Here is a 13,114-nt window from a genome sequence, read left to right as displayed (position 1 = left end):
TTCCTTTCTGCGGGCGCCTCAGCCCATCCGGCAGGTCGCCGAGGGCGGCGGCGTCGCCTCGGCGACCGGCACGGTCATCTCGATCGCGCGGTGCACGCGCCCGTCGTCGCGCACCACGCGGCCCATCAGGTTCGGCATCACCAGCTGGTGGTCCTCGGCGCGCATCCGCACCATGCCGAAGGGCGATTCGAACTCCAGGCTGTTCATCGCCTGCGCCACCTTGTCCGCATCGGTGCTGCCGGCCTTGCGGACGCCCTCGAAGATCAGGCGCATGCCGGTATAGGTCTCGGCCTCGTATTCGCCGGGGTCCTGGTTGAAGCGGCGGCGCCAGGCCTCGACGAAGCGGCGGTTCTGCGGCGTGTCGAGGGAGGCGTCGTAGTTGATGACGCCATAGGAGCCGACCACGTCCTCGCCCGCCGCGCGCAGCGTCGTCGGCACGATATAGGCGTGCCCGACGATCGTCAGCTCCGCCGACAGGCCGAACTGCCGCGCCTGCTTGGCGAAGTTGATCGCGTCCCCGCCCGAGAGCACCACCCACACCCCCTGCAGCTCGGTCGCCTTGAGCTGCGAGATGTAGGGCGCGTAGTCGCGCGTGCCGAGCGGCGGGAAGACGCTGAGCGCGACCTCCTTGCCGGTTTCCTGCGCCGCGCGGGTGAAGCCGGCCGCCGAATCGCGGCCCCAGACGTAGTCCGCCGCGCAGATGCCCCATTTGCGTTCCGGCCGGCCGCGCAGCCACGGCGCCACCACCATCAGGTCCATCGCATCGGAATGGTTGGCGCGGAACAGCCGCCGCCCGCAGGCTTCGCCCGTCAGCCGGTCGGCCTTGTTGACCGTCGAGACGTAGAGCGCGTTCCACCGATCGAGCTGGCCCGCGATGGCAAGCCCGCTGGCCGAGGAGATGGCGCCGATCAGCAGGCCGTGGCCGCCCTGCGCGAGGCGCTCGGCGGCGCGGCGCGCGGCGTCGGGGTTGCTCTGCTCGTCGCCGATGCGGAACTCCGCCTGGCGGCCGTCGATGCCGCCGGCGGCATTGGCCTCATCCACCGCGAACTGCACGCCGCGGATCACCTCCTCGCCCAGCACGGCATAGGCGCCGGTCTGCGAGGTGGGCACGCCGACGCGGATCGGATCGCGCCCCGCCTGGGCGCGCGCCGCCCCGGCAAGCCCGGCGGCGGAAGCGCCGAAGGCGGCGGCGCCGATGATCGCTTCTCTCCTGGTTCGCATGACGTTCCTCCTGTTCCCTTGGTTGACGCTAGACGCCCAGATGCTCGTGCAGCACCGCCTCGTCGAGGCCGGCAACCGGCCCCGAGGCGACGATCCTGCCCTTCGCCATCGCGTGGAACTGCCGCGCGGCGCGGCGGATCAGCCCCAGATGCTGCTCGATCAGCAGCAGCGCCGTGCCTTCGCGCGTCGCCAGGCGGTCGAGCGCCTCGCCGAGCTCGTCCACCACCACCGGCGCCAGCCCCTCGCTCGGCTCATCGAGGATGAGCAGGTCCGGATTGGCCATCAGCGCGCGCCCGATGGCGAGCATCTGCTGCTGCCCGCCCGACAGCGCGGTGCCCGGCGTCGCCGCGCGCTCGGCGAGGATGGGGAACATCGCGCAGACCGAGGCGAGCGTCCATGGCCCCGGCCGCCGCACCGCGGCGCCGAGCAGGAGGTTCTCGCGCACCGTCAGGTTGGGCAGGATGCGCCTGCCCTGCACCACCACCGCGATGCCCGCCCGCGCCGCCCGGTAGGGCCGCAGCGGCAGCGTCCGCGCCGCTCCGTGGAAGCGCACCGTGCCCGCCCGCACCCGCGCCAGCCCGAGCACGGCATTGACCGTGGTGGTCTTGCCCACGCCGTTGCGCCCGACCAGCGCCACGCGCTCCCCCTCGGCCACCGCCAGGCTGACGCCGTGCAGGATATGCGCCTCGCCGTAGAAGGCATGCACGCCGTCGAGTTCGAGGATCATGCCGCCGCGCTCCCGAGATAGGCGCGCACCACCTCGGGGTGGCGGCGGATCTCCTGCGGCGTGCCCTCGGCGAGGATGGCGCCGAGTTCGAGCACGGTGATGCGCTCGCAGATGCGGAACACCACCTCCATGTCGTGCTCGACCAGCAGCACCGTCACGCCCCGCGCGCGGGCGAGCTCGCGCAGCCGGTCCGCCAGCGCGAGGGATTCCTCGGCCGTCAGCCCCGCCGCCGGTTCATCGAGCAGCAGCACGCGCGGCGGGCCGACCAGCGCGAGGGCGAGATCGAGCCGCCGCTGGTCGCCATAGGCAGTCTGCTCGGCCGGCACCGCGGCGAGCCGCGCGAGGTCCAGCTCATCAAGCAGGCGCGGCGCGTCGGTCGCGCCGACGCGCCGCGCCGCGAGGTCGAGCTGCGCGCCCACCGGCAGGGCGGGGAAGATGCTGGTGCGCTGGAAGGAGCGCGCCAGCCCGGCATGGCGCCGCGCCGCCGGCCCCAGGCCGGTGATGTCCTGGCCGAACAGCCGCACGCTGCCGCCGCTGCCCGGCGCGCGGCCCGACAGCACGTCCACCAGCGTGGACTTGCCCGCCCCGTTGGGGCCGATCAGGCCGCGGATCTCGCCGGGCACGAGGTCGAGATCGACGCCGCGCAGCGCCGCGACGCCGCCGTAATGGCGCGCGAGACCCCGCGCCGAGAGCGCCGGCGCGCTCATGCCTCGGCCCCGCGCTGCCGGCGCAGCCGCCGCGGCAGGCCCGACAGCCCGTCCGGCAGGAACACCATGACCAGCACCAGCAGGATGCCAAGCAGGCCGAGCCAGCGCTCGGTCACCTCGACCAGCTGCTCGCGCAGCAGGAAATAGACCGCCGCGCCGGCGAGCGGCCCCCATACCGTGCGCGTGCCGCCGAGCAGCGCCATGATCAGCGCCGAGCCCGAGACGCTCCAATGCACCGTCTCGGGGGAGACGAAGCCGTTGTAGAGCACATAGAGCACGCCGCCCGCCGCGGCGATGCCGCCCGACAGCGCGAACACCGCCGCGCGCGGCAGCACCGTGCCATAGCCGAGGAAGCGGGCGCGTTCCTCGTTCTCGCGGATCGCCTCGGTCAGCAGGCCGAAGCGGCTGCGCGCGAGCAGCGCGGCGAGCGCGGCCAGCGCCACCATCGCCAGCCAGGCGATGAGGAACATCCCCTCGGCCCACTGGAAGGTGGCGGCGGGCAGGCCGAAGATCTCGCGCGGCAGGGCCACGGTCAGCCCGTCGGCGCCGCCGGTCACGCCGCGCGCCTTGTTCGCCGCCTCGAAGCAGGCCTGGCCGAGGGCGAGCGTCAGCATGGCGAAGGCGATGCCGTGCACCCGCACGACGATCAGCCCGAGGCCGAAGCAGACCGCCGCCACCGCCAGCACGGCCAGCGGCAGCGCCGCTTCCGCCGGCAGCAGCCCGGGCGCGCCGAGGCCGATGCCGGCGAGATAGGCGCCGGCGCCGAACATCGCCGCATGGCCGAAGCTGACCATGCCGTTCTGCCGCGCCAGCACGCCGACGGACAGCGCGAGGATGGCGTAGATGCAGGCCTGCGCCAGCAGCGAGAGCAGCACGCCCGGCGGCACCAGCGCCGCGATCGCCGGCCCCGCTGCCGCGGTCGCCAGCGCCCCGGCGGCGATCCGCCCTGCCCCGCTCACAGCCGCTTCCCCGCCAGCCCGGTCGGCCGCCACAGCAGCACCGCGGCCATGGTCAGGAACGGGATCAGCGCCGCGATGTCGGGCAGCAGCACCGCGCCCAGCACCTGCACCTGGCCGAGCAGCAGCGCCGCCAGCGCTGCGCCGCCCAGGCTGCCGAGCCCGCCCACCACCACCACCACGAAGCAATCCACCAGGATCTGCCCGCCCATCGCCGGGGACAGCGACAGGAACGGCGCCGCGATCACCCCCGACACCCCGGCCAGCGCGGCGCCGAGCGCGGTGACCAGCATCGCCACCGCGTCGGTGTTCACCCCCTGCACGGCGGTGATCGCCGGATCGAGGCTCGCGGCGCGGACGAACAGCCCGGCGCGGGAACGGTGCAGCCAGGCCAGCAGCGCGGCGGTCAGCCCCGCCGCCATGGCGATCACCGCCAGGCGATAGACCGGGAAGGCGTCGCCGCCCAGCGCGACGGAACCCGCCAGCAGCGCCGGCGCATCCATCGAGCGGCCCTCGGTGCCCCAGATCCACTGCACCGCATCCTCGATCACCAGCAGCAGGCCGAAGGTGACGATCACCGTCACCAGCGGGTCGCGGTCCTGCAAGGCGCGGAACACCAGCCGGTCGAGCACCGCGCCGAACAGCGCCAGCACCACCGCGCTCGCCGCCAGCCCGGCCCAGAAGCCGCCCGCCTGCGCCGCCGTATAGCCGGCATAGGCGCCGAGCATGTAGAAGGCGCCATGGCCGAAATTGACCACGCGCCGCAGCCCGTAGATCAGCGCCAGCCCCGCCGCCAGCACCAGCAGCAGGCTGCCATAGACGAGGCCGTTGAGGATCTGGATGGTCACCGCGCCGCCTCCGCCCGCCGTTGCGCGCCGAGCGGCGTGAGCAGCGCGCCGAGCAGCATCTCGAGGCTGTCGGCAATGTAGTCGTCGATCGTCATCCGCCCCGCCAGCCGCCAGGTCTTGAGCGCCCAGCCATGCGCCATCATCACCACGCGATAGGCGGTCAGCTCGGCATCCACCGGCCGGAACAGCCCCTGCGCGATGCCGTCGCTGATGCAGTCGGCGATCAGCGCATTCGTCTCGACCTCGCGCCGCTTGATGTGCTCGCGCAACGAGCGGCGCAGCGAACGCGATTCCTGATAGGCGAGCAGGGTCGCCTCGGGCCTTTCGGCGACGATCCGGCAATAGGTATCCACCGCGGCGGCGAAGCGCGCGAGCGGATCGCGCAACCCGGCGAGCGCCGCCGGGATACCGCTGGCATAGGCATCGAGCAGGCTGTCGAGGACCAGGAGCAGGAGTTCCTCCTTGTCCTCGACATAGTTGTAGATGAGCCCGGGGCTGACGCCGACGCGAAGGGCGATGTCGCGCATCGTCGCCGCGTGATAGCCGCGGCGCCCGAACAATTCGCCCGCCGCCTCGGTGATCTGGGCCCGGCGCTCGGCGGTCAGCCTGGCCGCGGCGGGCTGGCCGCGGCCGGCCGCGCGCGCCGACACGGGGGCACCGCGTCCCGCGCTCACCGACCGGCTCCGCGTGCGCCGGTGTCCCGCCGGGGCGCCATGCCGCGGCACTCCCGCCCGCCCGCCCGGGCGGGCGCGCGCCCTTCGATGGAAGGTCCGATCATCGCCGCGGGCCGGTCAACGCGGCTGCGCCCCGCCCGAGGCCGGCATGTCGTGGGCGAGGAAGATCTCGCCGCCATAGCCGGCGGCGAGCGGGATCCTGAGTTCGCGCCCGCCGGGGACGGCGCGCACGAATTCCGGCTCGACGGTGACGATCGGCGCGCTGCGCGCGGCGCCGATCGAGGCCTCGGCGGTGGTCTCGCGCGCCAGCTTCATCAGGTTGATACGAGTCGGGAATATCATCTTGCGGCGCCCGTTGGCGGCATCGTCCAGCGCGTCGGCCGGCCGGATCCAGACGGAATCGACCGCCTCCCCGCCGTCATGCAGGGCGAGATGGTCCTCCGGCGCGACGGTCAGGAAGAAATGCGTGTCGAAGCGCTTGGGCTGGGTGCGCGGCGTGATCCAATGCGCGAAATGCACCAGCAGGTCGGTCGCCGGCACCAAGTCCTCGGCGGCGAGGATGTCGGCGAAGGCGGCCTCGCGCCGGCACAGCGCGGCGCGCGGCGCCTCCAGCCGCTGCACCACCTCGGCGCCGACCAGCCCCTGCTCGCCGCGCCGCCGGGCCAGCAGCACGCCGCATTCCTCGAATGTTTCGCGCACCGCCGCGACGTGGATGGGCGTGGCGTGCGAAGCACCGCCGAGGGCCTCGGCGACCGCGGCATCGTCCGGATCGGCGCGGCCGCCGGGAAACACCAGCGCGCCCGAGGCGAAGTCGATCTCGTGGTGGCGGACCACCATGAACACCTCCATGCCCTGCGGGCGGTCGCGCAACAGCAGCACGGTGGCGGCGGCGCGGGCGGAAACCGGGGAAGCGGGGCTGGCGGACATGGGCAGGGGAGCCTCGGACAGCGTGCAAGCAGGGGCCGGCTGCACAGGCGGCGTGGGGCGCCATCGCGGCGCGGGGGCGTGGTCAGTGGCGGCGCAGCAGCACCTCCCCCACGGCATGGTCGCTGCGCTTGGACAGCACAAGCCGCGCGCGCTCGCGCGTCGGCACGACATTGCGGCGGAGGTTGACCAGGTTGATTCGCCGCCAGATGTCGCGCGCCATCGCCTCCGCCTGCCCGCGCGGCAGGTCGCGGTAGCGGTGGAAATAGGAGGCCGGGTCGCGGAAGGCGGTGCGCTGGAGCAGCAGGAAGCGTTCCAGGTACCAGGCCTCGATGTCGGCGGTCCGGGCATCGACGTAGATCGAGAAGTCGAAGAAGTCCGAGGCCACTACCGAGGCGGCGGTGGTCTGCAGCACGTTCAGCCCCTCGAAGATCAGGATGTCGGGCCGGCGCACCGCCTGGCGCTCGCCGGGCACGATGTCGTAGGCGAGGTGCGAATAGACCGGCGCCTGCACCTCAAGCCCCGACTTCGCATCGGCAAGGAAGCGGGCCATCCGGCGCAGATCGTAGCTCTCAGGAAAGCCCTTGCGGTGCATCAGGCCGCGCTGTTCCAGCACCCGGTTCGGATGCAGGAAGCCGTCGGTGGTCACGAGATCCACCAGCGGATGGTCGGGCCAGCGCGCCAGCAGGAACCGCAGCGTGCGCGCGAGCGTGCTCTTGCCCACGGCGACGCTGCCGGCGATGGCGACGATGAAGGGCCGGCGTTCCGCCGGGCGGCCGAGGAAGGCGGCCTTGTCCGCCGCCAGCCGCCGCGCCGCCGCCACCTCGAGGTTGATGAGGCAGGCGAGCGGGGTCAGCGTCTCGGTCACCTCGGCGAAGGAGACCGGCTCGCTCAAGCCGCACAGCGCGGCGTACTCGGCTTGCGTCAGGGCGGGCGGCGTGCCGGCTGCGAGCGCGGCCCAGTCGCGCCGCGTGAAATGTTCCCATTCCTGCGGGCGGGGTTTCGCGCAGGACTCGCCGCGCGCCGAGGCGAGCATGACCAGCCGCGGCATCAGCCGCCATGCTCCGCGGCGCGGGGAGGCGAGGGAACCACCGGAAAGGCAGCGCGGTCCATGGCGGGCCCGGCCTCAGCTCAGCGCCAGGCCGGCATAGCCGCGCGCTGCGATGTCCTCGGCCCATGCGCGATAGGTCGGCGCGCTGCCGGTGTAGCGCGCGACTCGGCGCACCTGCCGGCCCTCGACATTGACGTTGACGCCGGTCATCCAGGAATCGACCTCCATGGAGAGCAGCCCCTGGGCGACCTCCATCACATGGTCCATCCACTTTGCCATCGCCTCGGGCGTCGCCTCGGCGCGGGTCAGGCCATTGGCCCGCATGTGGTGCAGCAGGCGGGTCACCCAGTCCACGTTGAACTCGATCGAGCGCGGGATGTTGCCGAGCGCGGCGTGCGGGCCGAGCAGCATGAACATGTTGGGGAAGCCGTCCTGGAGCATGCCGACGAGCGAGGTTGCGCCGTCCTTCCACTTCTCCTTCAGCGCCACGCCGCCCTTGCCGCGGAAGTCGATGCGGTCGAAGGCGCCGCGCAGCGCGTCGAAGCCGGTGGCATAGACGATGATGTCGAACTCGTAGTCCCGCTCACTGGTGCGGATGCCGGTCTCCGTGATGCGCTCGATCGGCGTCTCGCGGGTGTCCACCAGCGTCACGTTGGGCTGGTTGTAGACCTCGTAGTAGTTCGTCTCGAGCGGCACGCGGCGGGTGCCGAAGCCGTGGTTCGTAGGGATCAGCTTCTCGGCGACCTTCGGATCCTTCACCCGTTGGCGGATCTTGTTGGCGACGAAGTTCGAGATGACGCGGTTGGCCTCGCGGTTGGTCAGCATGTCCTTGAAGTTGCCGACCCAGATGCCGAAGCCGCGCTCCGAGTAGAGCTTCTCGAGGAAGGCCTCGCGCTCCTCGGCGCTCACGTCGAAGGTGTTGCGCGGGTCGGGCGTGTGCAGGAAGCAGGAGAAGGTCTCGTCGCAACGCCGGAAGATCTCGTCGTAGCGAGTGCGGATCTCCTCCATCTCCTCCGGCGGGATCTTCGCGTTGTGGAGTGGCGCGCACCAGTTCGGCGTGCGCTGGAAGACCACCAGTTCCCGCGCGGCCTTGGCGACCTCCTGGATGGTCTGTACGCCCGAGGCGCCGGTGCCGATGACGGCGACGCGCTTGCCGGCGAAATCCACCGGCTCCTTGGGCCACAGCCCGGTGTGGAAGGACTGGCCACGGAAGTCGCCAATGCCGGGGAAGTTCGGCATGGTCGGCGCCGACAGTGCGCCGATCGCGGTGATGAGGAAACGCGAGCGGTGGCGGCTGCCGTCCTCCAGCGTGACGGTCCAGCTGCGGCTGGCCTCGTCCCACTCGGCCGCCCTGACCCGCGCGTTGAACTGGATGTCGCGGCGCAGGTCGTACTTGTCGGCGACGCGGTTGAGGTAGCGCTCGGTCTCGGGCTGCGGGGCGAAATGCTCGCTCCAGCTCCATTCCTGCAGCAGGTCCTTGTCGAAGGAATAGCAATAGGAGTAGCTCTCGGAATCGAAGCGGCAGCCCGGGTAGCGGTTCCAGTACCAGGTGCCGCCGACGCCCGTGCCGGCCTCGAAAACGCGCGCCCCCAGCCCGAGCTCGCGCAGGCGGATAAGCTGGTAGAGACCCGACATGCCGGCGCCGATCACGATGGCGTCGAACTCGGTGTCGGGTGCAGCTGCGGCCCGAGGCCGGGTCTCGGTCATGGTGGTCATCGGTATTGGTCCTTGCCGATTGGCGGCGCGCCGGTCAGTCGGCGCGGGCGCCGGAAATGCGGATGATCTCGGCCCAGCGGTCGATCTCGGAGGCGATGATCCGGTGCGTCTCCTCGGGCGAGGTGGAGGCGATCTCGAGCCCGAGCGTGTCGCGGAAGCGTTCCTCGACGCCGGGCGCGCGAAGGCCGCGCTGCAGCACGGCCGAGGTGCGCTCGACCGCGGCGCGGGGCATCCCGGCCGGGCCGATCACGGCGAAGAACACGTCGGTGACGCAGTCGGGCACGCCCGCCTCGGCCATGGTCGGCACGTCGGACAGCGCCGGCGCCCGTTCCGCCCCGGTCACCGCCAGGGCGCGGAACTGCCCGGCGCGGATCGCGGCAAGGCCGGTCGTCATGGTCTCGAAGGTGAAGGCGACGTCGCCGCGCACCATCGCGGTGTTCGACGGCGCATTGCCAGCGAAATGGACGGGGAAGATGTCGATCCCGGCGCGCACGCGCAGCAGCTCGCCCGAGAGGTGGCTCGACGAGCCGACCCCGGGGGTGGCGTAGGACAGCCCGCCCGGCCGCGCCCGCGCCGCGGCGATCAGCTCCGGCAGGGTGCGGATCGGCGATTGCGCGCTCACCACCAGGATGTTCGCCGTGCGAGCGACCTGGGCGATCGGCTCATGGTCGCGGCGCGGATCGTAGGGCAGGCGGCGGAACAGCGAGACATTGATCGCCAGCGCCCCGCCCGCCGAGACACCCATCGTGTAGCCATCGGGCGCCGCCTTGGCGATGGCGTCCACGCCGATGTTCCCGCCGGCGCCGGCGCGGTTCTCGACCACCACCGGCTGGCCGAGCCCGTCGCGCAGCATCTCGGCCAGCAGCCGCCCGAGCACGTCGGTCGAGCCGCCGGCGGGGAAGGGCACGATGAAGCGGATCGGCCGGGTCGGCCATTCCTGGGCCCTGGCCGGGGCGGGCAATGCTGGTGACAGCAGCGCCGCGCCGCCGATCAGCGCCTGGCGGCGCGGCATAGCCGCAGCCTTCCGTCGTTCCATGGTTTCCCCTCCACTCCACTCTTTTTTCAGTTTGCTTTTCCAGTGTCTTTGTCCAGCGAGCTGCAGCCCGCTGAACAAGCGTTCAGTCTGCGCAGCCGGCGCGGCAATCGTCAACTACCTCTCCTGCGGCATGCAAAGCAGCCATCGGGCGACGCACCGACGAGGGGCGGCGGAACGCCGCGAGTAGCGCCACCGGTACATTTTCGATTGCGGGCGATTAATTGCTTTGCTAATTAATCGCCTGCGATGAGATTGGATGCAACCCCCCTCGGCGGTCAGGAACGCTTCGGCGTACTGCTCGGGCAGATCGCCCGCCATTGGCGCGCGCGCCTCGACCGCCGACTGAGCGAGTTCGGGCTGACGGATGCCCGCTGGGTGACCCTGCTGCACCTCGCGCGCAGTGGTGACGGTCTCACCCAGAAGGACCTCGCCGCCCGCGTCGGCGTCGGCGGGCCGACGCTGGTCCGCACCCTCGACTGCCTGGAGCGGGAAGGCCTGGTCGTCCGGGTGGGCGACGTGCAGGACCGTCGCGCCAAGACCGTCCACCTGACGGCCAAGGCCATCCCGGTGCTCCGGCTAATCGAGGAGACCGCGGCCGCGGTGCGGTCGGAACTGCTGGACGGCATCTCCGCGGCAGAGCTCGATCTCTGCCTCGCGGTGTTCGAGCGCGTGGCGGCCAATCTCGCCGCCGCGCCTGCAAGGACGGATCGCGAGAATGGACATAGGGCAGCCTAGCGGCATCCCGGCGGAGACGGCCGCCCGGCCTGCGCGGATGCGGGTGATGCGGCGGATCGTGGGGCGTGCGGTCGCGGTGGTGGTCGGCGGGGCCATGCTGGTCGCCGCCGGTTCGTGGCTGATGAAGCAGTTCACCCATATCCATGTCGATGATGCGCGCATCGCGGCCGACATGGTCGTGCTGAGCAGCCGCATGCCGGGCTGGGTGACGGAGGTGAATGTCGCCGAAGGCGATTCCGTCACCCGGGGGACGGTGATCATCACCATCGACCAGCGCATCGCCGCGCTCGACCTGCGCAACGTCGAGGCGCAGCTCGCCGGCGTGGCCGCCCGCCGCGCCGAAACCGAGGCGCGCCTCCTGATGATCGACCACCAGACCTCCAGCCAGGAACAGGCCCAGCGCGCCCGGGTCGAGGCGGCCGAGGCGGCGCTCGCCGGGGCCGAGGCGCAGTTCGAGCTGGCCCAGGCGGATTTCGCGCGCGCGCAGGAACTCGTGACCACCGGCGCCGGCACCAGGGCCCGCTTCGACCAGAGTCGCGCCGCCCTCGATTCCGGCCGGCAGGCGGTGCTCGCCCGGCGCGCCGACTTGGCCAATGCGCGCGCCACCCTCGCCGAGGTCATCGCGGCGCGCGAGCAGCTCAACGTGCTGCGGCGCCAGCTCGACACCCTGTCGGCCGAGCAGGCGAGCCTGACGGCGCAGCGCGAGCGCGCCGCGCTCGACCTCGCCGACCGGCGCATCGTCATGCCGTTCAACGGCCGGGTGGACCGCGTCTTCGTCGATCCGGGCGAATACGTCACGCCGGGCCAGCGCCTGCTGATGGTGCACGATCCCGACGCGGTGCGCGTGGATGCCAACGTCAAGGAAACCGACATCCGCTATTTCCGCCCGGGTGGGCGGGTGCGGGTCACGGTGGACGCCTATCCGGGCCTGGTCCTCGACGGCACGGTCGATCGCATCGGCCAGGCCGCGACCAGCGAATTCGCTCTGCTGCCCAATCCCAACCCGAGCGGCAATTTCACCAAGATCTCGCAGCGCCTGCCGGTGCGGATCCGCGTGCCGCAGCAGGAAGGACGGCTGCGCCCGGGGATGATGGTGGAGGTCGAGGCAGCCATCCGTGACTGACCAGGCGCCGGCACCCGGCTCGCTCCCCGCGCTCATGAAGCGCTGGGGGACCAACTACCGGTGGTATGTCACGATCACGGCGATGATGGGCACCATCAGCACCGTGCTCAGCTCGACCATCGTCAATGTCGCCCTGCCGGACATCATGGGGACATTCGGCATGGGCCAGGACAAGGCCCAGCTGATCTCCACCGGCTTTCTCGCGGCGATGACCGGCACCATGCTCATCAATGCCTGGCTGGTGGACAGCTTCGGCCAGCGCGCCACCTTCTCCGGCACCATAGCCGTGTTCGTCGTCGCCTCGGCGATGGGCGGCCTCGCACCCAGCGAGCCGGTCCTGATCCTCGCGCGGGTGCTGCAGGGCGGCGCGGCGGGGGTGCTGCAGCCGCTCGCGATGGTGACCATCTTCCAGGTCTTCCCGCCCGAGCGGCGCGGCTCGGCCATGGGCATCTACGGCATCGGCGTGGTACTGGCGCCAGCGCTCGGGCCGACCATCGGCGGGCTGATGGTGGACAACTTCAACTGGCGCTTCGTGTTCTTCCTGGTGCTGCCGTCCTGCGTCGCGGGGCTGTTCCTCTCCGCGCTGTTCATGCCCGGGCGCGCGACCAGCGGCCCGCGCAAGCCCTTCGACTGGATCGGATTCGCGCTGCTGTCGGTGTTCCTCGTGGTGTTGCTCAACGGGCTGTCCAACGGCCAGCGCCATGGCTGGCGCTCGCACATGGTGCTGCTCGACTTGACCCTCGCCGCGGCCTCGGGCCTCGCCTTCGTGGCGTGGGAGACCTGGACCGCCGCGCCGATGCTGAACCTCGCGCTGTTCCGATCCCCGAGCTTCTCCGGCGCCTCCGTCGTCGCCGTCGTGTTCGGCGCCGGCATCTTCGGCTCGACCTACCTGGTGCCGATCTTCGTGCAGACCATCCAGGGCTACACCGCGACGCGCTCGGGGCTGGTGCTGATGCCCGCCGGGCTGATCCTGACCATCGCCTTCCCCATCGCCGGGCGGCTGACCGACAAGCTGCCGGCGGATGTGATGATCACCGCGGGGCTGCTGCTGTTCGCCTGGTCCTCGCTGCTCATGGCCGGGCTCGACACCAATACCCCCTTCTGGTCGCTGGCGGCGTGGATAGCGCTGGGGCGAATCGGGCTTTCCCTCATCATGCCGAGCCTGAACGCGGGGGCGCTGCGCGCGCTTCCGCCGCAACTGCTGGGCCAGGGCTCCGGGGCGCTCAACTTCGTCCGCCAGCTCGGCGGGGCGATCGGCACCAACCTGCTCGCGGTGATGAGCGAGCGGCGCGGCCAGCTCTATGCCCATGCCTTCGCCACCTCCCAGGACACCGCCAATCCGACCACGGTGGACCTGCTGCGCCAGCTTCTCTCCTACCTCCTGGCCGAGGGGGGG

General features: G+C 71.7%; 13 protein-coding genes. 3 read left to right on the top strand and 10 right to left on the bottom strand.

Annotated features, from left to right (window positions below):
• Positions 1 to 18 precede the first annotated feature (18 nt).
• From BLR02_RS23070 to BLR02_RS23025, 10 genes are all read right to left on the bottom strand, one after another.
• Complete coding sequence (locus tag BLR02_RS23070; RefSeq protein ID WP_090664796.1) at positions 19 to 1,221, bottom strand: ABC transporter substrate-binding protein; 1,203 nt, start codon at positions 1,219 to 1,221, stop codon at positions 19 to 21.
• Between the two features lie 28 nt (positions 1,222 to 1,249).
• The gene (locus BLR02_RS23065) at positions 1,250 to 1,948 is read right to left on the bottom strand and encodes an ABC transporter ATP-binding protein (RefSeq protein WP_090664795.1); all 699 of its coding nucleotides are present in this window, start codon (positions 1,946 to 1,948) and stop codon (positions 1,250 to 1,252) included.
• The gene (locus BLR02_RS23060; protein ID WP_090664794.1) at positions 1,945 to 2,655 is read right to left on the bottom strand and encodes an ABC transporter ATP-binding protein; all 711 of its coding nucleotides are present in this window, start codon (positions 2,653 to 2,655) and stop codon (positions 1,945 to 1,947) included. Before BLR02_RS23060 ends, BLR02_RS23065 begins: the two co-directional genes overlap by 4 nt.
• On the bottom strand, positions 2,652 to 3,614 hold the full coding sequence (locus tag BLR02_RS23055) for a branched-chain amino acid ABC transporter permease (protein WP_176849755.1): 963 nt from the start codon (positions 3,612 to 3,614) through the stop codon (positions 2,652 to 2,654). Before BLR02_RS23055 ends, BLR02_RS23060 begins: the two co-directional genes overlap by 4 nt.
• Positions 3,611 to 4,459: a branched-chain amino acid ABC transporter permease gene (locus BLR02_RS23050; RefSeq protein ID WP_090664792.1), complete on the bottom strand. Its 849-nt coding sequence runs from the start codon at positions 4,457 to 4,459 to the stop codon at positions 3,611 to 3,613. Before BLR02_RS23050 ends, BLR02_RS23055 begins: the two co-directional genes overlap by 4 nt.
• A complete protein-coding gene (locus BLR02_RS23045; RefSeq protein WP_245704920.1) occupies positions 4,456 to 5,133 on the bottom strand; it encodes a TetR/AcrR family transcriptional regulator in 678 nt (225 codons plus the stop codon). Before BLR02_RS23045 ends, BLR02_RS23050 begins: the two co-directional genes overlap by 4 nt.
• Positions 5,134 to 5,250: 117 nt before the next feature.
• The gene (locus tag BLR02_RS23040; RefSeq protein WP_090664790.1) at positions 5,251 to 6,060 is read right to left on the bottom strand and encodes an NUDIX hydrolase; all 810 of its coding nucleotides are present in this window, start codon (positions 6,058 to 6,060) and stop codon (positions 5,251 to 5,253) included.
• 82 nt (positions 6,061 to 6,142) lie between these two features.
• Positions 6,143 to 7,108, bottom strand: a complete 966-nt coding sequence (gene coaA, locus BLR02_RS23035; protein WP_408735497.1) for a type I pantothenate kinase — start codon at positions 7,106 to 7,108, stop codon at positions 6,143 to 6,145.
• A gap of 75 nt (positions 7,109 to 7,183) precedes the next feature.
• Positions 7,184 to 8,824, bottom strand: coding sequence for a flavin-containing monooxygenase (locus BLR02_RS23030; protein WP_218127637.1), 1,641 nt, complete (start codon positions 8,822 to 8,824; stop codon positions 7,184 to 7,186).
• A 34-nt stretch (positions 8,825 to 8,858) separates the two neighbouring features.
• Positions 8,859 to 9,860: a Bug family tripartite tricarboxylate transporter substrate binding protein gene (locus BLR02_RS23025; RefSeq protein ID WP_090571544.1), complete on the bottom strand. Its 1,002-nt coding sequence runs from the start codon at positions 9,858 to 9,860 to the stop codon at positions 8,859 to 8,861.
• 246 nt (positions 9,861 to 10,106) lie between these two features.
• Here BLR02_RS23025 and BLR02_RS23020 point away from each other — a divergent pair, with 246 nt between their 5' ends.
• The 3 genes from BLR02_RS23020 to BLR02_RS23010 form a co-directional block, all read left to right on the top strand.
• Entirely contained in the window at positions 10,107 to 10,595 is a 489-nt protein-coding gene (locus tag BLR02_RS23020; RefSeq protein ID WP_090571546.1) for a MarR family transcriptional regulator, read from the top strand.
• Positions 10,576 to 11,718, top strand: a complete 1,143-nt coding sequence (locus BLR02_RS23015; protein WP_090571548.1) for an HlyD family secretion protein — start codon at positions 10,576 to 10,578, stop codon at positions 11,716 to 11,718. The genes BLR02_RS23020 and BLR02_RS23015 overlap by 20 nt, the downstream gene beginning before the upstream one ends.
• Positions 11,711 to 13,114 (top strand): DHA2 family efflux MFS transporter permease subunit (locus BLR02_RS23010; RefSeq protein WP_245704919.1); only part of this gene is annotated, 1,404 nt, incomplete at its 3' end. The genes BLR02_RS23015 and BLR02_RS23010, both read left to right, overlap by 8 nt.

It is taken from the genome of Belnapia rosea (assembly GCF_900101615.1).
In the GTDB taxonomy this organism is placed as follows: Bacteria; Pseudomonadota; Alphaproteobacteria; order Acetobacterales; family Acetobacteraceae; genus Belnapia; species Belnapia rosea.
This window is presented reverse-complemented; position numbering and strand designations above follow the sequence as displayed.

Coding starts and splice junctions, on each gene's coding strand:
- BLR02_RS23065 (WP_090664795.1), bottom strand. CDS start 1,948: ATGATCCTCGAACTCGACGGCGTGCATGCCTTCTACGGCGAGGCGCAT.
- BLR02_RS23020 (WP_090571546.1), top strand. CDS start 10,107: ATGAGATTGGATGCAACCCCCCTCGGCGGTCAGGAACGCTTCGGCGTA.
- BLR02_RS23030 (WP_218127637.1), bottom strand. CDS start 8,824: ATGACCACCATGACCGAGACCCGGCCTCGGGCCGCAGCTGCACCCGAC.
- coaA (WP_408735497.1), bottom strand. CDS start 7,108: ATGCCGCGGCTGGTCATGCTCGCCTCGGCGCGCGGCGAGTCCTGCGCG.
- BLR02_RS23025 (WP_090571544.1), bottom strand. CDS start 9,860: ATGGAACGACGGAAGGCTGCGGCTATGCCGCGCCGCCAGGCGCTGATC.
- BLR02_RS23015 (WP_090571548.1), top strand. CDS start 10,576: ATGGACATAGGGCAGCCTAGCGGCATCCCGGCGGAGACGGCCGCCCGG.
- BLR02_RS23070 (WP_090664796.1), bottom strand. CDS start 1,221: ATGCGAACCAGGAGAGAAGCGATCATCGGCGCCGCCGCCTTCGGCGCT.
- BLR02_RS23060 (WP_090664794.1), bottom strand. CDS start 2,655: ATGAGCGCGCCGGCGCTCTCGGCGCGGGGTCTCGCGCGCCATTACGGC.
- BLR02_RS23040 (WP_090664790.1), bottom strand. CDS start 6,060: ATGTCCGCCAGCCCCGCTTCCCCGGTTTCCGCCCGCGCCGCCGCCACC.